The following is a 23,905-nucleotide window of genomic DNA, read 5'->3' on the forward strand; positions in this document are numbered from 1 at the left end:
TTTCTATTTTTCCGTGTCTTCCGTGTTCTTCCGTGGCAAAAAAGCCCGTTACTTCTTACCCGCGCGCTTACGCTCGTTCTCGGTCAGAAGCTTCTTGCGCAGACGGATCGACTTGGGCGTGACTTCTACCAGCTCGTCGTCGTCGATGAACTCCAGCGCCTGCTCCAGGGTGAACTTGATGGGCGGCACCAGGCCGATCACTTCGTCTTTACCGGAGGCACGCATGTTGTCCAGCTTCTTGCCCTTGGTGGGGTTAACCACCAGGTCGTTGTCGCGGCTATGGATACCACACAGCTGGCCTTCGTAGATTTCCTGGCCCGGGTCGAGGAACAGCTTGCCCCGGCTCTGCAGGGTTTCCAGGGAGTAGGTCAGCGCAGTACCGGTCGCCATGGAAACGATAACGCCGTTCTGGCGGCTGGTTACGTCACCCATCTTCACCGGGCCGTAGTGGCTGAAGGTGGAGGTCAGGATGCCGGTACCGGAGGTCATGGTCAGGAAGGTGTTCCGGAAACCGATCAGGCCTCGGGCAGGAATGGTGTATTCCAGGCGGATTCGGCCCTTGCCGTCCGGGATCATGTTGGTCATGTCACCCTTACGCAGACCCATCTGCTCCATGATCGCGCCCTGGTGCTGCTCTTCGATGTCGATGATCACGTTTTCGTACGGCTCTTCCTTCTGGCCGTTTACTTCCTTGACCACCACTTCCGGGCGGCCTACGGCCAGCTCGAAGTTTTCGCGACGCATGTTCTCGATCAGAACCGACAGGTGCAGCTCACCACGGCCAGACACCTTGAACTTATCCGCTGAATCGCCCTCTTCAACACGAAGTGCCACGTTGTGCAGCAGCTCTTTTTCCAGGCGCTCTTTGATGTTACGGCTGGTCACGTACTTGCCTTCTTTACCGGCAAACGGTGAATCGTTTACCTGGAAGGTCATGGATACGGTGGGCTCGTCAACGGTCAGCGCCGGCAGGGCTTCTACGGTAGAGGGATCACACAGGGTGTCGGAAATGAACAGCTGGTCCAGGCCGCTTACGCACACAATGTCGCCGGCCTGGGCTTCTTCAACTTCCACACGCTGCAGGCCGGAGTGGCCCATGATTTTCAGAATACGGCCGTTGCGCTTCTTGCCGTCGGCACCGAGAGCCACCACCGGCGTGTTGGTTTTCACTTTACCGCGCATGATACGGCCGATACCGATTACACCCAGGAAGCTGTTGTAGTCCAGCTGGGAGATCTGCATCTGAAACGGGCCGTCCAGGTCAACGGCAGGTGCCGGTACGTGGTCAACAATCGCCTGGAACACGGCGTCCATATTGTCCTGGAGGTCTTCATGGTCCATACCGGCAATGCCGTTCAGGGCGCTGGCGTAAACAATCGGGAAGTCCAGCTGCTCGTCGGTGGCACCCAGGTTATCGAACAGGTCAAAGACCTGGTCTACAACCCAGTCCGGGCGCGCACCCGGGCGGTCGATCTTGTTCACGACCACAATCGGGCGCAGGCCCGCTGCGAAAGCTTTCTGGGTAACAAAGCGGGTTTGCGGCATGGGGCCGTCGATGGAATCCACCACCAGCAGCACACTGTCTACCATGCTCATTACCCGCTCAACTTCGCCACCGAAGTCAGCGTGGCCCGGGGTGTCTACGATGTTGATATCGTAGTCCTTCCATTTCAGCGCGGTGTTTTTTGCCAGAATGGTAATGCCACGCTCTTTTTCCTGGTCGTTGGAGTCCATAACGCGCTCGTTTTCGAGCTCTTTACGGTCCAGGGTGCCAGACTGGCGCAGCAACTGGTCAACCAGGGTGGTTTTACCGTGGTCGACGTGGGCAATGATGGCGACGTTTCTAAGCTTATCAATCACAACGGGTATCCTGCAGAAATTAGCGGCGCGCAGTATATCGAAAAGTCCATGTCGATAATATGAAGAATAGTGCCTAATATGTAACCAACCCTTCCGGCGCACTGATATCAGGCAATCCACCGGTTTTCGCACCAAAGTGGTGCGCTATTCTGGTGCATTTCCGGGCCGGCCGCCGTACACTTTTGCACACACAACGCACCAAAGCCTTGCCACTGCGCTGTTGTGGCGCAGTTACACAAAACTGGCAAGGCACTTGCTTAGTGAGGAGTAGCCGTAATTGAAAGGTAAGGGCCAAAGGCTTCTGGTAAGCTGCCTTCACCTGCAAGAGATCGGGCCTCAGCACACAGAACGATCCGGCACAACGAACACGAAATCACTACGGAGCATGCACAATGTCCAAGACGATTGATTTGATCAAAGAACACGAAGTCAAATGGGTTGACCTGCGCTTCACCGACAGCCGCGGTAAAGAACAGCACGTTACACTGCCTGCCACTGAAGTAGACGAAGACTTCTTCGCTGACGGCAAGATGTTCGACGGCTCTTCTATTTCTGGTTGGAAAGGCATCAACGAGTCCGACATGATCCTGATGCCGGTTGACGATACCGCCGTGCTGGATCCGTTCACCGAAGAAACCACCATTAACATCACCTGCAACATTGTAGAGCCGACAACCATGCAGGGTTACGAGCGCGACCCCCGCTCCGTTGCCCAGCGCGCAGAGGAATACCTGAAGTCCACCGGCATTGCCGACGGCGCCCTGTTTGGCCCGGAGCCCGAGTTCTTCATCTTTGACTCCGTGAAGTGGAAGACCGACATGCAGGGCTCCATGTACTCCCTGCACTCCGAAGAAGCCGCCTGGGTATCCGGCGAAGACTTCGACCGCAACAACATCGGCCACCGCCCGGGCGTAAAAGGCGGCTACTTCCCGGTTCCGCCGGTAGACAGCCTGCACGACCTGCGTGGCGCTATGTGTGCGGCTATGGAAAGCATGGGCCTGACCATCGAAGTGCACCACCACGAAGTGGGCACAGCCGGCCAGTGTGAAATCGGCGTTGGCCCGAACACCCTGACCCGCAAGGCAGACGAAGTTCAGATTCTGAAGTACTGCGTGCACAACGTAGCCCACGCCTACGGCAAAACCGCCACCTTCATGCCCAAGCCGGTCGTGGGTGACAACGGTTCCGGCATGCACGTGCACATGTCCCTGAACAAAGACGGCAAAAACCTGTTCGCAGGTGACAGCTATGCCGGCCTGAGCGAAATGGCCCTGTACTACATCGGCGGCATCATCAAGCACTCCAAGGCCATCAACGCCTTCACCAACCCGGCCACCAACAGCTACAAGCGTCTGGTACCCGGCTTTGAAGCCCCGGTCATGCTGGCCTACTCTGCCCGTAACCGTTCCGCTTCCATCCGGATTCCGTACGTAAGCAGCCCGAAGGCGCGCCGTATCGAAGTGCGCTTCCCGGACCCGGCAGCCAACCCGTACCTGGCCTTCGCCGCCCTGATGATGGCCGGCCTGGACGGCATCCAGAACAAGATCCACCCTGGCGATGCCATGGACAAGGACTTGTACGACCTGCCGAAGGAAGAAGCCATGAACATCCCGCAGGTAGCCACTACCCTGCAGGAGGCGCTCGATTGCCTGGCAGAAGACCACGAGTTCCTGACCCGCGGCGGCGTGTTCACCGAAGACATGATTGCCGGCTACATCGACCTGAAGCGTGGCGAAGTTGAGCGTATCAACATGACCACTCACCCGGTTGAATTCGAACTGTATTACTCCTGCTAAGCCGCCGCACCAATTTGGTGCGGTTCGGTAACAGCTAGCCCCGCCCGGTGCGGGGCTTTTTTATGGCTGGCTTTGTGAGGCCCTTAACGATATGTAACCCAAGCAAGCCCGCCAGCCGTTGAAAACCCCGCCAACGGCGCCGATAATCGAGGCAGTTGATCAAAGCAGGCCTTTATTATGAAAACACCTCTCGCCCTTGTAACCGGATTCTGTTTACTGGCCGCCGCCGGCGCCCACGCAGAGGTGTACCGGCATGTGGATGCCCAGGGCAACGTCACCTTCTCAGACGAGCCGATGCAGGGCAGCGAAACCGTAAAAGTAAAACCGGTGACCACCATCACCCTGCCCAAACCGGAAGTGGTGCGGGAAACCGACCAGCTGCGGCAAGAAGTCCAGAAGGAAGGCGCCAACTACGACAGCCTCACTTTTGTGCACCCGCAAAACGACCAGGCCTTCCACAGCGGCAGTGGCGACGTCACCTTTGAAGTGCGCAGCACCCCCGGCCTGCAGCGTGGCCACAAATACGAAATCACCCTCGACGGCCAGCCCGTAGGCCAGAGCTCCTCCGGCTCGGTAACCGTGAACAACATTGATCGCGGCACTCACCAGGCGGGAGTGCATATCGTGGACGACCAGGGCGTTCAGGTGAAAACTGGCCCCGGTATCAGCTTTACCGTTCATCGCCCGTCTGTTCTGCGCCGATAACACATCAGCGGTAGCACCCGGAATCAGTTGCACCAATTTAGTGCATGCGCACCACATTAACGCCATACTCTGGGCAGCGAAGGGGCAAATCGCCGGCTGCCTGTAGCCTTTCCCGCACCATCTGCACCAAGCCACAGCACCGCCATGCCCCACAGGCCAGCCCGCGCCCGGCCGTTGCCCATTTTTTTCTGCGAGCCAGCAAAACTGGTTCGGATTTTGCAAAACCGGGGTACACGCATGAAACGAAAACGGAAGCCGAGCATGATGTCGCAGCCGCCCGCCGCCCCGGACAGTAAATACAAAAGCATTCTGGACAGCCTGAGCACCTCCCTTCTGGTGCTGGGCGAAGACCTCACTATCCGTTACCTGAACCCGGCGGCCGAGAACCTGTTCGAAACCAGCCTGACCCGCACCCGGGGCCTGCCCCTGGGCGACCTGCTGATCGACTCCAGCGACGCCCTGAAGACCCTGTACGCAGCCCTCAACAACGGCCAGTCCTACACCCGCCGCGAGGCCGAGTTCGCCCTGCTGACAGGCTCACGCTTCACCGTAGACTATTCGGTAACCCCGGTCAGCGTAGACCCGACCGAGCTGGTGATCGAAATCCAGCCGAAAGACCGGATGCTGCGCATCAGCCGGGAAGAAGACATCATCTCCCAGCAGGAAACCACCCGCATCCTGGTGCGCGGCATGGCCCATGAAATCAAGAACCCGCTGGGAGGCATCCGGGGCGCGGCACAACTGCTGGACAGGGAACTCAACAGCGAAGACCAGCGCGAATACACCCAGGTAATCATCAACGAAGCCGACCGCCTGCGCAGCCTGGTGGACCGCATGCTGGGCCCCAACAAGGCCCTGCAGATGGCCAGTACCAACATCCACGAAGTACTGGAACGGGTACGCACCCTGATTGAAGCCGAAAGCAAGGGCCGGGTGCGCCTGAAGCGGGATTACGACCCCAGCATTCCGGAATTCACCGGCGACAAGGAACAGCTGATCCAGGCCTTCCTGAACATCGCCCGCAACGCCATGGAAGCCGCCTTCGAAAACCAGGTGGACAGCCACAGCGGCGACATGCCCACCATCACCTTCCGCACCCGGGCCCTGCGCCAGTTCACCATCGGCCACCGTCGCCATCGCCTGGTGTGCCGGGTAGACATTATCGACAACGGCCCGGGCATTCCGCCGGAACTGCTGCAAAACATTTTCTACCCCATGATCAGTGGCCGGGCATCCGGCACGGGCCTGGGGCTTTCCATTACCCAAAGCATCATCGGCCAGCATCGCGGGCTGGTGGAATGCGAGAGTGAACCGGGAAGAACCGACTTCATCATCTTCCTGCCTCTGGAGGACAACCAATGAGCCGAACGGGAAACGTCTGGATCATAGACGACGACAAAAGCATCCGCTGGGTACTGGACCGTGCCCTTACCCAGGCCGGCCTGCACCCCCGCGTATTCGACAGCGGTGAAAGCATCATGATGCGCCTGGAGCACGAACAGCCAGATGCCATCATCAGCGACATCCGCATGCCCGGCGTAGACGGCATTACCCTGCTGTCCCGGATCGTGAAAAAGCACCCGGACCTGCCCGTTATCATCATGACCGCCCACTCCGACCTGGACAGCGCGGTGACCAGCTACCAGACCGGCGCCTTCGAATACCTGCCCAAACCCTTTGATGTGGATGAAGCCGTGGCCCTGGTTAAGCGGGCCATCGCCCACAGCCACGAGAAAAAGGCCGCGGCGGAACCCCAGATGGAGTCGGTTCAGAAAAACCTGGAAATCATCGGTGAAGCGCCCGCCATGCAGGAAGTGTTTCGCGCCATCGGCCGGCTCTCCAACTCCAACATTACCGTACTGATCAACGGCGAGAGTGGCACCGGTAAAGAACTGGTGGCCCAGGCCCTGCACAACCACAGCCCCCGGGCCCACAACCCGTTCATCGCCCTGAACATGGCCGCCATCCCAAAAGACCTGATTGAATCGGAACTCTTCGGCCACGAAAAAGGCGCCTTCACCGGCGCCGGCGCCACCCGCCAGGGCCGCTTTGAGCAGGCCAACGGCGGCACCCTGTTTCTGGACGAAATCGGCGACATGCCCGCCGACACCCAGACCCGACTGCTGCGAGTACTGGCCGATGGCGAGTTCTACCGGGTAGGCGGCACCACCCCCATCAAAGTGGATGTGCGCATCATCGCCGCCACACACCAGGACCTGGAAAAACTGGTACAAGCAGGCAGCTTCCGGGAGGATTTATTCCACCGCCTGAATGTAATCCGCGTACACCTGCCCAAACTGGCCGAACGCCGGGAAGACATCCCCAAGCTGATGCAGCACTTCCTGAAGCGGGCCGCCAAGGAACTGGCGGTAGAAGCAAAAATCCTGCGGCCAGATGCGGAAGAATACCTGACCACCCTGCCCTGGCCCGGCAACGTGCGCCAACTGGAAAACACCTGCCGCTGGCTGACCGTCATGGCCAGCGGCCGGGAAATCCACGTAGACGACCTGCCCCCGGAACTGCTACACCAGGCCGAAGCCGACAACACCGGCACAGGCCAGACCTGGCAGGAAGGCCTGAAAAACTGGGCCGAACTGGAACTGAAACGGGGCAAGAAAGCCATCCTGGACACTGCCGTGCCGGAGTTTGAGAAAATCATGATCGAAGCCGCCCTGAAACACACCGGCGGCCGCCGCCGGGACGCCTCGGTACTGCTGGGCTGGGGGCGGAATACGCTGACGCGGAAAATTAACGAGTTGGGGATGGACCATCCGGAGGGGGAGGAGGAGTAAACCTCTTCCGGCCTTCGGCGAAGATCAGTTGGCGGGGACTTCGCGCCAGTAGATGATGCGGTCGTTGCCCCGGTAGACGCCGAAGGTGGCGGTGGCGCGGGGGTTTTGGAGTTCACCTTCTGCAGGCTCACCGGGGTTTTCTGGTTCACGACCCCAGAAGTCTTGTAGCCAAGTACTCACGCTCCACTCCAATACGTCGGTTCCTCGCTCCCCTGTAGGGCTGATGCTCAATGGCTCGCCCTTGCCGTCCACAAAAGTACCAGAGTCCGGTTTGAGTGTATGACGAGCCGGTGCTTCAACGACATTAACGCCATCTGCGTTCCAGCTATTACAACTGTCATCACTGTGCCGATCAAACCGGTCCCCATCAAAAACCTCGACTTCAAAAGGCATTCGGAGAACGGCCGGGGGCTCGAGATTCTCCGGGCCATAGACATTCTCCATCACCAGCCGGCCATAACGTACCTCAGCGGGCATTTCCGGCCGAATATCGTTGCGAGGCAACTCGCTTCTCACACCATCACCGTCTTCAATATCTGACAAGGCAAATTGAACCTTAGGATAAAAAGGCGCCCTTCTGGCAGCCGGGGTTTTCTCGAACCAGAACTTGTCTTCGGAGTGATAGCGGTACTCAAGCTGGCCCGGACTAGACACTGTCAAGGCAGCCCCCTTCATGTCAGAGCCAAGCTTCATCGGCTCATCATCGTTGTTGAGTGCAACCAACTCTTCAGGACCGGATCTTGTGATGTCATCTTCAAACAAGCTTCGGAAGCCGTCGAAGGTGTAGTTCTTGGTCACCTCTCCCTGAATGGACAAGGGCTCTATTAGTGCAGAGGCCGCCAGCTTCCAGCCAAATTCCTGACCGGTATAAACAAAGGCGTCCGGCTCACACTCTCCGCCAAGCTCACCGTCTTCTACGGTCACCCTGAAGCGGTCCGGATAAAAGCGGCCAATGGGCTGGCTAACGGCCGGTGGAAGGTCTCGCTCCAGGTAAGCCCCAGGCTCCGGAGCTGTTCTGAATCGAAACACGCCTACTTCGGACTGACTCAGGCTAACCACTTCTGTTGCATCGGATGATCGACTGTGAACATAGGACTCAGCTCCCTCTGGCAATGTGCCCGGTACAGCACCCACCTCGTTCGGCTCAACCAACTCCAGCTGCAGCGGAATATCGGGAAGCATGAAATTGGGCGTGGTCGGGTTACCGATGCAGAAATCGCTGTCGGCATCACTTTGCCATCCTACGGCCTGAATACTGAGGTCAAACGACTCACCAGCCTTGCGAAAAGGTGGGCATGAAGAATCACCTGCGGAGCAATCGCCGGCTGAGGTCACGCAGAACCCTGCAGGTACAGCGACAAAGCTATCCACACCCGGCATGACCAGACCGTCATCACCTGTAGCCTCAGAACCAAGGTACAAAGCTGACAGCTGAACCTCCCCAGCATCAAGATAGCTGACATCAATCTCAGCAACACCCTGATCATCAAAGGATAAAGTGAGACCTGTCGGAGAATTACTATCAAGGCTGACCTCTTTACCGTTTACACTAACAGGCCGTTTATTAGTCCTATTATCACCATTCGGGTCTAAGTATGCCGAAGAAAAACGGACAACTTTTTCCACACTACCTTCAAATGCAGATACACACGCTTGAGTGTCATCGTCCTGGCGAACTGCACGCAATTGAAAGGGCCCAGATGGGCGGTGGGAAATGAGTGGCGGCACATCGAAGGCGAGCCCTGATTTGAAGAAAAGCAACTCACAATTCTCAGCAGAAAGGGAGCCGCCTACCTTGCACAACGTCTCGGGTTGCGGCTGAACAGAAGGGGTTGAGCCAGTCACCCCTAAAAATGCAGAGAAAACCTCACCTTCAAAGTCAGTTATCTGAATAGTTGCAGAGCCCTTTCCAGCCTCAAGGGCTACTGTGTTCCCTCCTATCCAACCACTCGAAGGGGCGAGCGAAACCGCAGAAATATCAGGTACCAACTCCGTGCAGGTACTATTGGCACAAGCCCGGATTTCTATAGTTTCCGGTTGGCAGGTTAGAGCCACACCATCATGTTTAATCTCGTAATGGTCGATTGCTGCATCAGCCGCAACAACCCTGACTATAAGCTCCGCGATTTCAAATGGCTCCCGATCCCCAAAACAAAAAAAACTGTCGCAGTACTCAGTCTCATATCGGTAAATATAATCACCTTCAGATTGAAACTCTCTGGAATCTAAAAACACTGGAGCTCGCTCACAGGGTGATAGGTCGCCACGGTAACCACCTATAACTTGGTCATTCAGGTACCAGCGGTCAACCCAGCGATCACTGAACGGAGGGCTGGCCGCAATAGGGCATTGTTCCGCAATAGCAGTGACTTCAACCTCTTCACCAACTTGAACCTCTACTACTGGCCCCCTGATCCCATTTGCTCTGAGCTCAACAGGGAAAACGCAAAGCTCTGTCAACAAGCCATCATCTATACCGGTATAATCGACAGCGACTTGGGCCCTTCTAGGAAGATCTATTTCTCCTGCCGCAGCCAAGCCCCCGGTAATATCAGGTAACGATCCTCCTCCTTGTCCTTGCCCAATATCGATATCTCCGGTTGCATATAGAAGTCCGGAAATAATGGCTCCGTTACCGACGTCAATATCCCCTCGAACCACAATAAGCAGCTTCGAAGCATCTCCGTTGGCATTAATTCTTGCGTTATTACCTAGTGTCAGATCCCCATCTACAAAAATCCTGACTTTTGCCTCCGGGAGCAGCACAATCGGATCGTAGCTTCCATCCCCGACGTAGTAGTCCCCGGAACCTAATGGTCCATCTGGCAAATCTCCAGTCGAAGACCAGGGCACGCCAGAAAGGTCTAACTGCTCATCACCCCCGGTCAAGCCAGCGTTCTCACCATCATTAGCCTGAAAGACGTTGGTGCAAACCACGGCTAAACTCTGAGGACTAAACGCCACCGACAAAAGCAACAGAAAAATCTTGGCGTAACGCATTATCTCACCCTAACCTCAACATTACGCCGTGCAACCTCGTTAACCCTCGCACCACACTCACCCGTGCTGGTCAGGGTGAATACCCGGCCACCACCGGTACCCGTCAGGGGAAAAAGGTCACTAGCTGAGCACTCAAGAATTGCTTTGCATTGGAGCAAGGCACCCTGACCAAAATCTATCTCTGCCGGCACCCCAGAGCAGTCACCTGCTTCCAGAATCTCGGCCACCGCCAACTGCGCCCCACTTTCCGCCGCAAAAAACGCCCGCTGGGACTGAATCTGCAAGCTGACGGATTTGCCGGAACTTTCCTGAAGCTGCGCCATGCCGTATACCAGCAACGCAAGTACAGTGATGATAAAGATTGCAATAGGCAGGCCAGCGCCGGCCTGTTTTTGGATAGTGCGCTCAGGGGACATTGCGAATCTGCACCTCCTGGCTGACCGGGGTGATTTCATCGCCGGCGGGGTCTTTCAGAGTGAAAGCGAAACGCAGTATAGCGCCTCGCTCCAGAGTGCCGGGGCTGTAATCGAATTCCACTGGGCCGGTCAGGTTTGCGGCCAGCACTGCGCCTGTGCCGGCAGGCGGTATAGACTGGCTGGTATTGAAACCGTAATTACTGTAACGGCGCAGGAAACTGCCGGCCTGGCACAGGCTGATTGGCTCACCTACCACATACAGGCGGCGTTCCGGGGACTGGCCGTTAAAGCGGTGGTCTGATTCCAGCACAATCTCCGGAGGCGACACGCTGTCATCAATACTTTGGATCGGAGAACTTAATGGGCCGCGGCCGGAACCAACGGTATAAAGATCATCAGGGCTGCCACCATAGCCATAAACGATCACCCGATTGCCGGTTTCAGGCGCCTCCGCAAACGGTACGACCGGAATCCGGTCAAAGTCCGGCCCGCCAAGGCGGATGTAGGTAGTGGCCGCTTCTACCGGAATCCACTCCAGGCAATTGCCGGAAATTCGGATGGAGTTTGGGAATGCATTACGCAACTCCCGGGAAATCTGTTCACTGACTACCACCGCCTGCAAGGCCCGTTGCTGTCGAGCCCCCACATCCAGCGCCCCACGAGTCGACAGCGAAACAAACTGCACGGAAATGGTGGCCACGATGCCCAGCAGCACGATAACCATCACCAACTCGACCAAGGTGAAACCATGCTGCCTGCGCATCAGAAGTTCCCCCGATAGGCGCTGAACAGGTAGGTGGCGTTGGAGGGATCGGTGATGGTGATGTCGATGCGTTTGGCGTCGGAATTGGCGAGTGACATTTCTGATATGTCATCGCCCGCGCAGGATACGGTGATGGAAATCCGGAAATTATCGTAGCCGGGCAGCGGATTGCCTTCGCCATCCTCGGGAATCGCGTTGGTGATGGCGTGGTAGTCGTCGACATCATCGTAATCGTCGCGGGTGGTTTCAGCACTTTCTGCGCCGAGGAATGCGCAATCGAAATCTGTGGCATCGACTTTCCCACCGCCAACCTTGCTGGATTCGTCGTAATTGCGGGCGAGAATTTCATCCATATACAACTGAGCCAGCGCTACGGCGCGGGTCTGGTTCAGCGGGTCGGCGCTGCGGCCGGTGATCAGGGAAAAGGCACCGACTACACCGGCGATGGCGACGCCGATGATGACGATGGTCATGACCAGTTCCACCAGGGTGGCGCCCTGCTGGCGAGATTTGCCGAGGCATGGCTGCCTCATTGGCATGCCCCCTGGTACACGGCACCAAGGGAACTCAGGCACAAGGTGAAGTTGCTGTCGCCGGAGATTCTAAATTCGATGTCCTGACCGCTAACGGGTGCGGCAATGCGCCCCATCCGGTCAAAGGCAATCTGGGTATTCGTACTGGTTACAGGAAACGCTGTAGTTTGACTCACAGGCCGGTAACTCATGTTTGCGCCTTCATGGCGGATGGAAAAGCTGGAGCCAGCAGCCGAGAAACGGAAATTTCTGGTATCCCGGCTGATGGCTACAGTATTCGCAGAATTGCCCGCCAGCGCTGCCTGTTGGGCAAGCAGTGTGGCGGAGGCAAGTTGCTGGGTGGCCAGCAGGGGGGAGAAGGCGGAGGTTCTTGCAACTATGCCAACTCCAAGCGCTGAGAGAACACCGATCAAAATTATGACCATAACCAACTCAACCAGAGTAAAGCCAGATGATCTCAGAGCTACCCACCTCCCTAGGCTTGACTTAACCTATTTCTCTGCTGATTACGGAGTTGCAGGAGCAGTACAGTCGACTGCGGTTACACTTGCAGGACTGTTTGCAGTAGTAGCTTCGCTATATGTGAAGCGGCAATCAGATCCAGCTACAGAAACAGTTACGCTGTTTGTGCCTGCGGTAAAATTAAAATCATCGCCACTCAACTGAGCTGCCTCAGCGATTCCGATGTCTGTCAGGCTTTCGTCCGTTGCTTTGCTATTTGCTACCGGATAACCATAAGCCAAGTTAATCGTCGCTCCTTCAACTTGGACGGTGTCACCACTTCCACCCTTCGCCAACCACGCTGAGTGCGTGATTCCAAGTGCAGACTTTACGGCTCCGTGAGCACCTTCAACTACGGCTTTTCTCGCATCCCCACCCAAATCCGCAAACCGCGGCAAAGCAAACGCCGCCAGAATGCCCAGAATCACGATCACCATCACCAGCTCGATCAGGGTGAAACCTTTTTCTTTTCTGTTCGGAATCATGTTTCTCATGGATTATCTCCTTTAGTTCAGTCTATTAATTCACGTTGATGGTCGTTACTTCGCCGGTGCTGGCGTTGTATACAATCTGTTTCTGGTTGGGGCTTTGCAGGCCATCCAGCAGATAGGTATAGGTACACTCAGTCGCTGTAGCTGCCGCAGAGTAATCAGTGTCTGTTCCGCCGGCCGATACGGTAGGTGCGTTAGACTGCATCAGCTCTTCCCAAAGACCTACGCACATAGCAGCGGTGATGTTTGCTGGGTTATTTGCGCCGGAAATAGAAACCGGCCAGCCATCTTCACTTACATCAATGTTGTCGTTACCGAAGCCCTGCACATCATCTTGCTCACCAGACAAACCATTAGCCACCCACTGAGCCTTTGCCAAGGCCACACCCGCAGCCATTGCGCCAGCTGTGGCTTTTACGCTAGACACATGCGCCTCTTCCGAAAGCTGCGCAAACCGCGGCAACGCAAACGCTGCCAGAATAGCCAGGATGGCGATCACCACCACCAGTTCAATCAGGGTAAAACCTTTGTTCCGTTGCTTAGCGCTCATTTAATTCTCCTCAGAGTGTTAAAGCTTATTAGTAATTGTCTCATGTCTCCGTTTGACCATTCCCTACTGACTTACGCTTACTTGATGGTCGTCAATTTCCATCAGTTTCAGGCCAGTAGCCCGCTTGTTTTTGTTATTTCCCTGAGTGGCCGGTACGGCGTAGTCCACCTGTACCTGCCATATAAACGGTGCGCCGGGCTCCCTTCGGCGACCTTCCAGCAGCAGGGGCTGGCCGGGTTGGTAAACCAGCCATTGCTGCTGCGGGTTGAAGCACCAGCCCCGTTTGTCCAGGGCCAGTTCGTTGCAACTCGTTTCAACTTCCGCCCCTCTGCCAAAATCCAGCAGGGGCAGCGGGTTCAAGCCGGCCAAGTGTTCCAGGGTTTCACCCCGGGTCAGTATGGCTTCGGCGCCGCGCACTACCAGGGCACTGCGCACCTGGTTCAGCATCAGCCGGGCGCTTTGCTGTTCGGCCCGGTACTGGGTTTGTTCTATGGCGTCCAGCAAAAACCACATGGCGATGGCTAATACGCCGAAGGCAACCAGTGCCCGGAAGCGGCGGTGGTTGTCTGCCGCTGTCCGGCCGGCCGGGCCTGCCAAGGCTTACCCCCGCCCCATGGCGGCGGACCCCAAATCCCATATTGGCAGGAATACGCCGAGCGCCAGAATAAGTACCAATACGCCCATCACCACAATCAATATCGGCTCAATGGATTCCGCCAGCCGCTTCAGGCCGTAGTCCACGTCTTCGTCGTAGAAATCGGCCACGTTGTTGAGCATGTCGTCTACCGAACCGGTTTCTTCGCCTACCGCAATCATCTGCAGAATCAGCGGGTTGAACATACCGCTGCTGCGGGCGGTGCGCAGCAGGCTGTCGCCCCGCTCAATGCCCTGGCGCATGTCTTTGAAGTGGCTGGCCAGCCAGGCGTTGTCGGTGGCGTCGGCCACCACACTCAGGGCGCTGGTTACCGGCATGCCGGCCCGCAGCATGGTGGCGAAGTTGCGGGCGAAGCGGCTCAGGGTAATCAGCTGCAGCAGCGGGCCGATCACCGGTAATTTCAGTTTGTATCGGTCCCACACCAGCCGGCCTTTTTCTGTTTGCACCCACTGGCGCAGCAAGACGGCGGTGGCCGCTGTGGCAAACAGCATCACGTACCAGTAGTTCAGCAGGAAGTTGGATGTGCCCACCAGAACCTGGGTGAGCAGCGGCAGGTCTGCCCCCATGCGTTCAAACACGTTGGCAAACTTGGGAATCACCAGGAAGTTCACCACCATCAGGGCCGCCAGCAGGGCCACGATCACAAAGATGGGATAACGCAGGGCCTGTTTTACCCGGCGCTTGGTGTCCCGCTCCAGTTCCAGGATTTCCGACAGGCGCTTGAAGGCATCGTCCAGCAGGCCGGTGTTTTCGCCTACGTGAATCATGGCCACGAACAGGTCAGAGAAAACCTCCGGATGGGCCTGCATGGCGGTGGCCATGGTGGTGCCGCCTTCCAGCCGGTTGCACACATCTTCCAGCACCTCTGCCAAGGCCGGTGAGCGGGTGGTTTCCGCCAGCCCGCGCAGGGTACGGATTAACGGAATGCCGGCCTTGGTGAGTGCGTGCATTTGCCGACAGAACACGATCAGTTCATCCAGGGTGACCTTGTCGGCAAAGATGTTCAGGTTCAGTTTGCCAAGGGATGCGCCCTTCTTTTCCTGCTGTTCCCGGATAGCCAGCGGGGTAATACCGCGGCGCATGAGTTCGCTGGCCGCGGCCTCGGCACTGGCGGCGGTGAGCAAACCCTGCTGGACAGCGCCACGGCTGTCTTTGCCCCGGTAACTGAACTGCATCAGCTGGTTACCTCACTGGTTGCCGCTACCCGGGCAACTTCCTGCAAGGAAGTTACGCCCTGCAAGGCGTAGTCCATGGCACACTGGCCCAGTGGCCGGAACAGCGGGCTGCGGCGGGCGGCCCTGGTGAAGTCGCTGACATCCCTACGGCGCAGGGCGTCGAGCATGTCTTCGTCCATTTCGAGCATTTCATAGACGCCCACCCGGCCCCGGTAACCGGTGTTGCTGCACTGGTAGCAGCCACGGCCTTTTACGAAGCCAGCTTCCATATCCAGCGGGTCCAGGTCGAACGACTGCAGCCAGATCTGTTCCTGCTGGCTGGGTTCGTAGGTTTCCTTGCAGTTGTCGCACACCCGGCGCACCAGCCGCTGGGCCACCACGCCCAGCAGGGAGCTGGCTACCAGGAAGGGTTCGGCACCCATGTCGATCAGGCGCATGGCGCTGCTGATGGAATCGTTGGTGTGCAGGGTGGACAGCACAAGGTGGCCGGTCATGGCAGCGCGCAGGCCGATCTCGGCGGTTTCCTGGTCTCGCATTTCGCCAACCAGGATGATGTCCGGGTCCTGGCGCAGGGCAGAGCGCAGGATGCTGGAGAATTCCAGGCTGATTTTCGGGTTTACCTGCACCTGGGTAATGCGCGGCAGGCGATATTCCACCGGGTCTTCGGCGGTGATGATTTTCACTTCCGCGTTGTTCAGTTCGCTCAGGGCACCGTACAGGGTGGTGGTCTTACCGCTACCGGTAGGGCCGGTTACCAGCACCAGGCCGTGGGGCTTTTTGATCAGTTTGCGGAAGCGTTCCAGCAGCTTGGGCGGCATGCCGGTGCTTTCCAGGTTCAGCAGGCCTTCGCTCTGGTCCAGCAAACGCATCACCACCGATTCGCCGTACTGCACCGGCATGGTGGATACCCGCACATCAATGCTGCGGCCTTTTACCCGCACGTTGAAGCGGCCATCCTGGGGCAGGCGTTTTTCGGAGATATTCAGGCCGGCCATCAGTTTCAGGCGCAGTACCAGCGCGGCGTTTACGCGCTTTTCTTTCATCACCTGTTCCTGCAACACGCCGTCAATGCGCTGGCGAATGCGCACCACGGTTTCATCCGGCTCGATGTGGATATCGGAGCTTCGGGCCTGTACCGCGTCTTCAAACAGGGTGCGCAGGAGTTTAACCACCGGTGCATCGGCGCTTTCGGATTCGGCTGAAAGCGCGGCGAGGTCGAAGGCGTCGTCACCCAGCTCGTCTTCAAGCTCTTCGGCCAGGGAGGCGATTTCATCGGTACGGCGGTATACCAGGTCCAGGGTGTTCAGCAGTTCGCTTTCGCGCACCACGGCCTGGCGTACCGGCTGTTTCAGTACGCGCACCAGTTCGTCGTAGGCGAAGATATCCAGCGGGTCGGCCATGCCTACCAACAGTTCGCCACTCTGTTCCGCCAGCACAATGGCGCGGAACCGGCGGGCCATGGCTTCCGGCAGGCGTTTAACGAGCTCGCCGTTAAACTGATAGTGGCGCAGTTGCACAAAGGGCACGTTCAGCTGGCGCGACAGGATGTTCAGCAGGGTGTCTTCGTCCAGGTAACCCAGCTCGATCAGGGTACGGCCGAGCTTTCGGCCGGTGCTTTTCTGCTCACGCAGGGCCACCGACAGCTGTTCTTCGGTAATCACCTCGTTCTGGACCAGCAGGTCACCGATCCGGATTTTCTTTTTCGGTTCCGTACTCATGATCCCGCCTGTAATGCATTCAGTCGCTGCCGGGCGTAGTCCGCCAGCGAGGGCGACAGGCCCGGCAAGGTTGCCGCCTGTGCATAGGCCTGCACCGCACTGCGGGTGCGGCCGCCGGTTTCCAGTGCAATGGCCAGGCCCAGCCACCAGGCGCCACGGCTGTCGTCGTAGGCAATCAGTTCAGACCAGTGGCCGGCAGACTCTTCCGCCTCGCCCGCTTGCTGTAACAAGGTGGCTAACGTCACCCGGTATTCAATGCCGTCGGCAACCGGTGGTACACGGCTTTGCAGAGTGGCCACGGCTGTATCCAGGTTCCCCTGCTCCAGCAAGGCCCTTGCCCGCAGCAGGCGCAGGCCTGCGTATTCGCCTGCCAAACTTTGCGGCAACCATTCCAGCGCTCGGCCAGCCATACCCTGCACCAGCATTTCCCGGGCGAAGATTTCCCGGCTGTTGGGCGCCGGCTGGCTTTCCGTCACCCTTGTGAGCATGTTTTCTGCGGCCACGTTGTCGCCACTGGCCAGCAGCCGTTGCAGCTCACGGCTGGTGCGCAGGTCGATGGCTTGCGGGGTTTCCCGGGACTGTTTTACCTGAGCGACCGGGGCCGGCTTTTCAGCTGCAACTTCGACCTCTTGTTGTGGCTCTGGCCGAACCTCCGGTTGGGGTTCTGCCTGCGGTGCCGGAGCGGCGGCTACCGGTTCCGGCTGTTTCGGGGCCTCGGCAATCTTCAGCGCAGGCTCCGGTTTAGACGCTTCTACGGTTACAGGCTCGTCGATTGTTGCCGCCGGCTCAGGAGCGGCAACCGGCTCCGGCTCTGCCGGTTGGACCGGCTGCGGCTGCACCGGCTCGATTTGCGCCACCGTTTCAGTGGCTTCAACCGCTGGCTCAGCGGTGTTTTTGGCAAGCAGCCACCAGGCTACGCCGGCCGCCAGCAATGCCAGCACCAGAAGCACAATCAACACCGGCACGGCCCTGGAGCCGCTTGTAGCCTCTACAGGCTGGCCGGTGTAGGCCGCAGATACCTGCGGTTTGTTCTGGCGCTGTTCGGCCTGGCGCAGGGCGTCGTTCAGAAGGCTCATAACCAGCCCCCCAGCCAGCCCACGGCACGGGCACTTTCGGTGTCCCGAACCGCCTGCAATACGTGTTTGCGGGCAACCTGCCGGTCACCTTGTCCCCAGGCTGCCAGCAGGGCTTTATGGGCGAGGATGTTCACCAGCCGAGGAATGCCGCCAGAGGCCCGCCAAAGTACTTTCAACGCGCCGGCGGTGAATAGGTCTGCACCGTTATGGCCGGCCTGGGCCAGACGGTGGCGCAGGTACTGGCCAACGGCGTCACGGCTCAGGGGTTGCAGGCGGGTCTGGAAGGTGATGCGCTGGCGCAGCTGGCGCAGGCTGTCTTTGGCCAGCATGGTATCCAGTTCCGGCTGACCGAACAGTACCACCTGCAGCAGCCGGGTACTTTCGGTTTCCAGGTTGGTCAGCAGGCGCAGGGCTTCAATGGTGGCCTCAGGCATGGCCTGGGCTTCATCAATCACCAATACCGCCGGCCGTTGTTCCATCGCCAGTTCAATCAGGCGCTGGTTCAGGGCTTTCAGGACCTGGTGCATATTGGCGCACCGGCTGACATCCACGCCCAGCTCTTCCGCCACCGCTTCGTACAGGGTTTCCGGGGGCAGGCCCGGATTGGGCACGTAGGCGGTGCAGGCGTCTTTATCCAGTTCGTTCAGCAACAGGCGGCACAGGAGGGTTTTGCCGGTACCCACTTCGCCGGTCACTTTGATAAAGCCCTCGCGCTCCCGCAGGGCCACCAGCAGCAACTCCAGAGCTTCGGAATGGCTGGGCGCCCGCAGGAAATAGCGGGTGTTGGGCGTCAATGCAAACGGTGCTTCCTGCAGTCCGAAATGGCTCTGGTACATCAGCGCGGAGCACCCTCGGGTTGCGGCTTCACAGATTCAGACGATTCCAGCAACTCCCGCAGCACGTTCATGCGTTCCCGGCTGGCCCTCACATCCGCCTGCATCTGGCTGGCGTTGGCCACCACCGGGCGCAGCAGGATCACCAGCTCGCTCTTGCGGGATTCAAACCGGCGCTGTTTGAACAGCTCGCCTAGCAGCGGGATTTCACTGAAGAAAGGCACGGCAGCGTTGTCGTCTTCGCTGGAGCTCTGGATCAGGCCGCCGATCACGACAATCTGGCCACTCTCGGCGCGTATGACGCTATCGGTTTCCCGCACGGTACTGCGGGCCAGCGGCAGGGTGACATCCCGCTCACCAATGGTGATGATTTTTTCCTGGTCCGCCACTTCGCTGACCGACGGGTGTACATGCAGGGTAATGGCGCCGTCTTCAGAGATCTGCGGGGTAACGTCCAGGGAGATACCGGAGAAGAACGGCGTCAGTTCCACCGAGGTGGAAGTGCTGTCGGTGGCGGTAACGGCCGAGTTGTTGTCGTCGAAATCAATGTCGGTCACGAAGAACTCGTCGGTACCGACCTTGATCACGGCTTTCTGGTTGTTGATGGTGGAAATGCGGGGGCTGGACAGGATTTGCACGTTGCCCTGCTGGCCCAGCAGTTCGATAACCGCGTTGAAACTACCCTCACGGATGGTGGCAGAAAACAGGCCACCGATATCAGTCGTGCGTATGGCCTGGCCTGCTACGCTTTCAAAGGTGAACTCTGCCGGCAAGCCATCGCTCGCGGTCACAGAAGACGCGCTCTGAATGTCAGACCAGTTGATACCCTGCTGGTAACCCTCGTTCAGGCCAACCTCAAGAATCTTGGCCTCCAGCACCACCTGGCGCTGCATAATCAACTCCGTGCGGCGCAGATAGTCTTCCACCATGCGCAGGTCTTCAGAGCCGGCGCGCACCATCACCAGGCCGGCACCGGGGTTTACCACCACCTGGCCACCGTCCCGGCCAACGATCATGGCCAGCGCATTCTGGATATCCTGCCAGAAGTCGGATTCGGTCTGGGTGGAAATGGTGGTGCCCACCAGGTTACGGGTTTCGCCGGAACTGCTGTTGTCACTGGAGCCGCTGTCGTTATTGCTGCGGGCACTGCTGACCTGGCCGGAGCTGACCCGGGTTTCCGAGCCGCCCTTGCGCTTGAAATGCAGGTAGTCGATCGGGAACAGGCGGGTCTGGACTTCATCCGCCGCTACCCGGAACAGGCGGCCATTGCGGGTAATGTCCAGGCCGTAGAGGTCTGCGGCAATGTCCATCACTTCCGGCACGGTGACATCACCCAAACGCAGGCTGATGCTTGCGGTAACACCGGGATGAACCACTACGTTGTAGCGGGTGCCCTCCACCAGCGCCGCAAAGAAACTGGCGGCGGGAATGCCGGATGCGTCTACATCAAAGCGTTCGTCCTGCTGCTGGCTGCTGCTCAGGGGTGGCAGCAGCTGGCTGCTGATGTCGGCGGGCAATGCGCCCGGCGCAGTGCCAACCTGGCCAGCACCCGCACCTTGCTGTTCGGCCCGGGCCAGTGTGCTGTCAATCTCGCCGGCCACTTCGGTAGAGGTGGCGGCGGACGTGCGCATCAGCGGGTTATTGCTGCAGGCGGCCAGCGTAAGCGCCAGCATGGCTGCAGCTATGGGTCTGATCGTGGTCATTGTCATCCGGTTGCCTGTCATTGGGTTATCCGCACCTGCGGCAGCGTTGGCGGATACAGCACTCTGGGCTGGCCCCTGTCGGTTACTTCTACCTTGTCGCGGTGAATCCGGCGAACCCGGATACCATCGTGGTCATCACCTTCCCGCAGGGCTACGCCGTTAATCACCGCCACACGACGCTGGCTGCCAAGCAGGATAGAGCCCAGCTCGATATCCCTTGGCGCTACGTTCTGTACCGACGCCGGGCGGGCATCGGGGGGCCGGGTCGGGTCTTGCAGGGCATGGGCCCCGGCACTTGCAAACAGGGCCAGCACCATCGCCAGCCCGAAAATTGCTGATCTCATCTCACACTCCCAGCCAGGCGGCTTCCAGGCTCAGGGTTCTTACCCGGATACGGGCCTCACCCTTGGGCCAGCTGCCGGCGTCATAAATCAGCTGCAGCCAGCCGATGCGGTCGTCCATAGACTCCAGCCGCTCAAGGTAGTTCAATACGTTCAGGTAGCCGCCTGAGATTGTCAGTTCCACATCGTGGGCATACAGCAAAGGCTCAGGCGCCCTGGCCTCGCCGTCACCTGGCGCAGCGCCCTGCTCCCCGTATACCGGCTGCGGCGCCAGCAGGCTCAGGGATTCCAGCGTCAGCCCCTGCTGGGCTGCCAGCATGTTCCGCAGCAATGCCACCATATCCCGGGGCGCAATCAGCTGGCCGGTGGTTTCGGTAATCTGCTGGTCCAGTCGCTCAAGGCGGTTTTGCCGGGCGGCCAGGCGCTCCCGCAGTTCTGCGGACGGGTCACGCTCCAGTTGACTGCTGAGGGTTTGCTGCTGGCTGAGCAGGTTGTCCCGGTTAGCAGAGAGGGTCTGGATACGATTGTTCAGCTGCTGCTTCTGCGCTTCTACCGGAGCCACAAACAGCTCCCAGCCAAGCACCAGCACCAGTACGCACAGGGTTACCGCAATCAGCCCCCGTTCGCGAACCGGGCGTTCGTTGTACCAGGCTGCGCCCGCAGCCAACTGTTCGGAGAGCTTACTCACTGGCGCCTCCGTTATGTTCTGTGGCCATGCGGAACTCCACCCAGCCAGTATTCTCTTCTTCGTCCGGGCGGCTCAGCTGGAAATGCCGGAAGGTTTCGCCGGCAAATACCGGTTCGTTACCCAACTGTTCCAGGTAACCGGGCACCAGCTCCGGCGCACGTGTGCGGCCTTCCAGCTTCAACGACGCAGGAGAGGACTCCAGCGTGATGCCGGTAAGCCACAGGTTCTCCGGAATCTGGCGCGCCAGGGCGGCCATACGGCCCGAGAAACCCGCCTGGTGATTGCCAGTCAGCCCCTCCACCCGCTCGAGCAAACGCTGCCGGCGTGAGATGGTATCGGTCACCCGTTCCAGCGCCAGCTCCAGTTCCGGGTCTGGCCGCTGCTGTTCAACCTGCGCCGACAAGGTTTCCACCGCCTGCTGCAATTGAGTTGTTTGCCGTTCGATGGCATCCGCCTGACCGGCCAGCTGCCGGTTCTGCCAGTTGCCGTAGGCCATGGCGGCCAGTACCAAAACCGCAACCAGCACCACAAGTACCACGCAGGTGCCAGCGCTCAGGCGCTGCCGGACCGGCCGGAGTTCCGGCACATAAAGGTTGACCTGTTGCTTCATGTACCGCTTCTCCCGGATGGCAGGCCGGCACTCCAGGCCAGCAGGCAACGGCTGTCCAGGTCGGTGCTCATGGCGAACTCTGTCCAGTCGGGCGTTTCTACCGCAGAGCCCAGGGATGATGCGAGCATGGACGACAAGGGCAACACCGCATCCTTCGCCACCAACCGGATGCCGGAGGGTGGCACCTGCCCCAGCTGGCTTTCGAAGTAATCCAGTGAACGCTGGATTTCCAGCGCCAGGGACTCCACGGCGCCGTCCTGCCGGCCAGCGTCCTGCAAGTCATCGTAGGACAGCTCAAGACGGCGGGACAGATACAGGGTTTCGCCCCGGCAGATCACCATCTGGCCGTACCGGTTACGAAGGTGCACCAGGGTAACGCCCCGGCCGGCAGAATCCAGCGCGGCCGCAAAGTTGCGCAGGGCCAGCTCGGCGATGTCGATACGCTCAAGCTCCATCCCGGCATCATTCACCAAGTTGATCAGCTCCTGCACCAGGGATTTACGGGCCGCCACCAGGTTCACCAGGGGCCGGCGACCACGGGACGCATCTTCCGGAAATTCGAAGACGTCTGAAACCGCGTCTGACGGGCTGAAGTCCAGAAAGTCTTTCAGCTTCCACTTCAGGGCATCCGCCAGTTCGGTATCGTCCACCCCTTCCGGGCGGTCCACCTGAAACACCTGGTACTGGTCCATGGGCAACACCAGGGTAACCGGCACTTTGCGCCAGCCCTGTTCAGAGACCAGCCCGGCCAGAGTCGCACTGCGCTGGGCCGGCATGCACTCGGCAAAGCCGGCCTTCTGGCCAGACAAACCCGGAGCGCTGGCCCAGGCAATGCCGTCGGCCCGGATTTCCAGGCACACTCTGCCCGCTGATGTTCCGGGCCGGAACAGCCTTGTCAGTGAATGAACCACAGAGGTCAGGATCATGAATTCCCTGGTGTCGAAATCGGAGGATTGCCAAGTGCAGGCAACAGGCCTGAATGTTCAAAAATTCGGCGAATTTTACATAGCCTTACATGATAGATGAGAAGTTGAAGCTAACTCCACGGTTTGCGGAAGATTTCACGGAAATTTTGCAAGTTGGTAACAAAAAAGCCCGCGCAGAGCACGGGCCTTTGATCTGGATCAGAAGGGGATATCGTCATCGAAGTCGTCAATCGGCTCCGGCATGCCGCCGCCCTGCTGCTGGGGCGGCTGGTTGCTGTATCCGCCACCCTGGTTACCCTGGCCACCCTGCTGCTGTTGCGGGGGCGGGTTGTTGTAGCTGGCCGCTTGCTGGGGCCGGCCCTGGGGCGCGCCCTGGTTCATGCCGCCTTCGCCACCACGGCTGTCGAGCATCTGCATCTGGCCGTTGATATCCACCACGATCTCGGTGGTGTAACGGTCCTGGCCATCCTGCCCCTGCCATTTGCGGGTTTGCAGGCGCCCTTCGATATACACCTTGGAACCTTTGCGCAGGTACTGCCCTGCCACTTCAGCCACCTTGCCGAACAACACCACCCGGTGCCACTCGGTTTTCGGTACCAGCTGGCCGGATTGACGATCCTTGTAGCTTTCATCGGTCGCCAGGTTGAGGTTTACCACCGCGTTGCCGTTCGGGGTGTAACGGGTATCCGGATCCTGGCCCAGATTACCGATAAGAATTACCTTGTTTACGCCTCGTGCCATTGTATGCTCCTGGTCTCTTTTGCTGAACGCCT

The 23,905-nt window shown here is 58.8% G+C and carries 23 protein-coding genes; 4 read left to right on the forward strand and 19 right to left on the reverse strand.

What is annotated here, in order from left to right; all coding sequences use genetic code 11:
- Positions 1-48: 48 nt before the first annotated feature.
- On the reverse strand, positions 49-1,860 hold the full coding sequence (gene typA, locus B9Q17_RS12835; RefSeq protein WP_094625513.1) for a translational GTPase TypA: 1,812 nt from the start codon (positions 1,858-1,860) through the stop codon (positions 49-51).
- Between the two features lie 392 nt (positions 1,861-2,252).
- Between typA and glnA the strand changes: the two genes are divergently transcribed.
- The 4 genes from glnA (at position 2,253) to glnG (ending at position 7,153) form a co-directional block, all read left to right on the forward strand.
- A complete protein-coding gene (gene glnA, locus B9Q17_RS12840) occupies positions 2,253-3,656 on the forward strand; it encodes a glutamate--ammonia ligase (protein ID WP_022989933.1) in 1,404 nt (467 codons plus the stop codon).
- A 177-nt stretch (positions 3,657-3,833) separates the two neighbouring features.
- Positions 3,834-4,361, forward strand: coding sequence for a DUF4124 domain-containing protein (locus B9Q17_RS12845; protein WP_022989934.1), 528 nt, complete (start codon positions 3,834-3,836; stop codon positions 4,359-4,361).
- A gap of 261 nt (positions 4,362-4,622) precedes the next feature.
- The gene (gene glnL / locus B9Q17_RS12855) at positions 4,623-5,723 is read left to right on the forward strand and encodes a nitrogen regulation protein NR(II) (protein ID WP_425268623.1); all 1,101 of its coding nucleotides are present in this window, start codon (positions 4,623-4,625) and stop codon (positions 5,721-5,723) included.
- Entirely contained in the window at positions 5,720-7,153 is a 1,434-nt protein-coding gene (glnG, locus tag B9Q17_RS12860) for a nitrogen regulation protein NR(I) (RefSeq protein ID WP_094625514.1), read from the forward strand. The genes glnL and glnG overlap by 4 nt, the downstream gene beginning before the upstream one ends.
- A gap of 24 nt (positions 7,154-7,177) precedes the next feature.
- On the opposite strand, the gene B9Q17_RS12865 is transcribed toward glnG, so the two are convergent.
- From B9Q17_RS12865 to ssb, 18 genes are all read right to left on the reverse strand, one after another.
- Positions 7,178-10,153 (reverse strand): DUF6701 domain-containing protein, encoded by a 2,976-nt coding sequence (locus tag B9Q17_RS12865; RefSeq protein WP_094625515.1) that lies wholly within the window; start codon positions 10,151-10,153, stop codon positions 7,178-7,180.
- Positions 10,153-10,569 (reverse strand): hypothetical protein, encoded by a 417-nt coding sequence (locus tag B9Q17_RS12870; RefSeq protein ID WP_094625516.1) that lies wholly within the window; start codon positions 10,567-10,569, stop codon positions 10,153-10,155. The genes B9Q17_RS12865 and B9Q17_RS12870 overlap by 1 nt, the downstream gene beginning before the upstream one ends.
- Positions 10,559-11,332, reverse strand: a complete 774-nt coding sequence (locus B9Q17_RS12875; protein ID WP_094625517.1) for a type II secretion system protein — start codon at positions 11,330-11,332, stop codon at positions 10,559-10,561. The genes B9Q17_RS12870 and B9Q17_RS12875 overlap by 11 nt, the downstream gene beginning before the upstream one ends.
- Entirely contained in the window at positions 11,332-11,865 is a 534-nt protein-coding gene (locus B9Q17_RS12880) for a type IV pilus modification PilV family protein (protein WP_094625518.1), read from the reverse strand. Before B9Q17_RS12880 ends, B9Q17_RS12875 begins: the two co-directional genes overlap by 1 nt.
- Positions 11,862-12,326 carry a prepilin-type N-terminal cleavage/methylation domain-containing protein gene (locus B9Q17_RS12885; protein ID WP_279627996.1) on the reverse strand — a complete coding sequence of 155 codons (465 nt, stop codon included), beginning with the start codon at positions 12,324-12,326 and terminating at the stop codon, positions 11,862-11,864. The genes B9Q17_RS12880 and B9Q17_RS12885 overlap by 4 nt, the downstream gene beginning before the upstream one ends.
- Before the next feature lie 45 nt (positions 12,327-12,371).
- Complete coding sequence (locus B9Q17_RS18495) at positions 12,372-12,860, reverse strand: type II secretion system protein (RefSeq protein ID WP_094625520.1); 489 nt, start codon at positions 12,858-12,860, stop codon at positions 12,372-12,374.
- A 25-nt stretch (positions 12,861-12,885) separates the two neighbouring features.
- On the reverse strand, positions 12,886-13,407 hold the full coding sequence (locus B9Q17_RS12895; protein ID WP_094625521.1) for a prepilin-type N-terminal cleavage/methylation domain-containing protein: 522 nt from the start codon (positions 13,405-13,407) through the stop codon (positions 12,886-12,888).
- A gap of 63 nt (positions 13,408-13,470) precedes the next feature.
- A complete protein-coding gene (locus B9Q17_RS12900) occupies positions 13,471-14,004 on the reverse strand; it encodes a hypothetical protein (protein ID WP_094625522.1) in 534 nt (177 codons plus the stop codon).
- Between the two features lie 3 nt (positions 14,005-14,007).
- Positions 14,008-15,237 (reverse strand): type II secretion system F family protein, encoded by a 1,230-nt coding sequence (locus tag B9Q17_RS12905; RefSeq protein ID WP_094625523.1) that lies wholly within the window; start codon positions 15,235-15,237, stop codon positions 14,008-14,010.
- Positions 15,237-16,955: a GspE/PulE family protein gene (locus B9Q17_RS12910; RefSeq protein WP_094625524.1), complete on the reverse strand. Its 1,719-nt coding sequence runs from the start codon at positions 16,953-16,955 to the stop codon at positions 15,237-15,239. Before B9Q17_RS12910 ends, B9Q17_RS12905 begins: the two co-directional genes overlap by 1 nt.
- Entirely contained in the window at positions 16,952-18,031 is a 1,080-nt protein-coding gene (locus B9Q17_RS12915) for an MSHA biogenesis protein MshN (RefSeq protein WP_094625525.1), read from the reverse strand. The genes B9Q17_RS12910 and B9Q17_RS12915 overlap by 4 nt, the downstream gene beginning before the upstream one ends.
- Entirely contained in the window at positions 18,028-18,867 is an 840-nt protein-coding gene (locus tag B9Q17_RS12920) for an ExeA family protein (protein WP_058341468.1), read from the reverse strand. Before B9Q17_RS12920 ends, B9Q17_RS12915 begins: the two co-directional genes overlap by 4 nt.
- Positions 18,867-20,567, reverse strand: coding sequence for a pilus (MSHA type) biogenesis protein MshL (gene mshL / locus B9Q17_RS12925; RefSeq protein ID WP_094625526.1), 1,701 nt, complete (start codon positions 20,565-20,567; stop codon positions 18,867-18,869). The genes B9Q17_RS12920 and mshL overlap by 1 nt, the downstream gene beginning before the upstream one ends.
- A gap of 17 nt (positions 20,568-20,584) precedes the next feature.
- A complete protein-coding gene (locus B9Q17_RS12930; RefSeq protein ID WP_058341466.1) occupies positions 20,585-20,911 on the reverse strand; it encodes a hypothetical protein in 327 nt (108 codons plus the stop codon).
- A gap of 1 nt (position 20,912) precedes the next feature.
- Positions 20,913-21,596, reverse strand: coding sequence for a coiled-coil domain-containing protein (locus tag B9Q17_RS12935; RefSeq protein WP_094625527.1), 684 nt, complete (start codon positions 21,594-21,596; stop codon positions 20,913-20,915).
- The gene (locus tag B9Q17_RS12940) at positions 21,589-22,206 is read right to left on the reverse strand and encodes a PilN domain-containing protein (protein ID WP_094625528.1); all 618 of its coding nucleotides are present in this window, start codon (positions 22,204-22,206) and stop codon (positions 21,589-21,591) included. Before B9Q17_RS12940 ends, B9Q17_RS12935 begins: the two co-directional genes overlap by 8 nt.
- The gene (locus tag B9Q17_RS12945; RefSeq protein WP_094625529.1) at positions 22,203-23,132 is read right to left on the reverse strand and encodes a type IV pilus biogenesis protein PilM; all 930 of its coding nucleotides are present in this window, start codon (positions 23,130-23,132) and stop codon (positions 22,203-22,205) included. Before B9Q17_RS12945 ends, B9Q17_RS12940 begins: the two co-directional genes overlap by 4 nt.
- A gap of 198 nt (positions 23,133-23,330) precedes the next feature.
- A complete protein-coding gene (gene ssb, locus B9Q17_RS12950; protein ID WP_022989938.1) occupies positions 23,331-23,873 on the reverse strand; it encodes a single-stranded DNA-binding protein in 543 nt (180 codons plus the stop codon).
- Positions 23,874-23,905 lie beyond the last annotated feature (32 nt).

The sequence above is a fragment of the Marinobacter vinifirmus genome (assembly GCF_002258215.1).
GTDB classification, from domain to species: domain Bacteria; phylum Pseudomonadota; class Gammaproteobacteria; order Pseudomonadales; family Oleiphilaceae; genus Marinobacter; species Marinobacter vinifirmus.

Bases quoted from the DNA above. Each gene is read 5' to 3' on its own strand.
- glnA (WP_022989933.1), top strand. From the start codon at position 2,253: ATGTCCAAGACGATTGATTTGATCAAAGAACACGAAGTCAAATGGGTT.
- B9Q17_RS12845 (WP_022989934.1), top strand. From the start codon at position 3,834: ATGAAAACACCTCTCGCCCTTGTAACCGGATTCTGTTTACTGGCCGCC.
- glnL (WP_425268623.1), top strand. From the start codon at position 4,623: ATGATGTCGCAGCCGCCCGCCGCCCCGGACAGTAAATACAAAAGCATT.
- glnG (WP_094625514.1), top strand. From the start codon at position 5,720: ATGAGCCGAACGGGAAACGTCTGGATCATAGACGACGACAAAAGCATC.
- B9Q17_RS12865 (WP_094625515.1), bottom strand. From the start codon at position 10,153: ATGCGTTACGCCAAGATTTTTCTGTTGCTTTTGTCGGTGGCGTTTAGT.
- B9Q17_RS12870 (WP_094625516.1), bottom strand. From the start codon at position 10,569: ATGTCCCCTGAGCGCACTATCCAAAAACAGGCCGGCGCTGGCCTGCCT.
- B9Q17_RS12875 (WP_094625517.1), bottom strand. From the start codon at position 11,332: ATGCGCAGGCAGCATGGTTTCACCTTGGTCGAGTTGGTGATGGTTATC.
- B9Q17_RS12880 (WP_094625518.1), bottom strand. From the start codon at position 11,865: ATGAGGCAGCCATGCCTCGGCAAATCTCGCCAGCAGGGCGCCACCCTG.
- B9Q17_RS18495 (WP_094625520.1), bottom strand. From the start codon at position 12,860: ATGAGAAACATGATTCCGAACAGAAAAGAAAAAGGTTTCACCCTGATC.
- B9Q17_RS12895 (WP_094625521.1), bottom strand. From the start codon at position 13,407: ATGAGCGCTAAGCAACGGAACAAAGGTTTTACCCTGATTGAACTGGTG.
- B9Q17_RS12905 (WP_094625523.1), bottom strand. From the start codon at position 15,237: ATGCAGTTCAGTTACCGGGGCAAAGACAGCCGTGGCGCTGTCCAGCAG.
- B9Q17_RS12910 (WP_094625524.1), bottom strand. From the start codon at position 16,955: ATGAGTACGGAACCGAAAAAGAAAATCCGGATCGGTGACCTGCTGGTC.
- B9Q17_RS12915 (WP_094625525.1), bottom strand. From the start codon at position 18,031: ATGAGCCTTCTGAACGACGCCCTGCGCCAGGCCGAACAGCGCCAGAAC.
- B9Q17_RS12920 (WP_058341468.1), bottom strand. From the start codon at position 18,867: ATGTACCAGAGCCATTTCGGACTGCAGGAAGCACCGTTTGCATTGACG.
- mshL (WP_094625526.1), bottom strand. From the start codon at position 20,567: ATGACCACGATCAGACCCATAGCTGCAGCCATGCTGGCGCTTACGCTG.
- B9Q17_RS12930 (WP_058341466.1), bottom strand. From the start codon at position 20,911: ATGAGATCAGCAATTTTCGGGCTGGCGATGGTGCTGGCCCTGTTTGCA.
- B9Q17_RS12940 (WP_094625528.1), bottom strand. From the start codon at position 22,206: ATGAAGCAACAGGTCAACCTTTATGTGCCGGAACTCCGGCCGGTCCGG.
- B9Q17_RS12945 (WP_094625529.1), bottom strand. From the start codon at position 23,132: ATGATCCTGACCTCTGTGGTTCATTCACTGACAAGGCTGTTCCGGCCC.
- ssb (WP_022989938.1), bottom strand. From the start codon at position 23,873: ATGGCACGAGGCGTAAACAAGGTAATTCTTATCGGTAATCTGGGCCAG.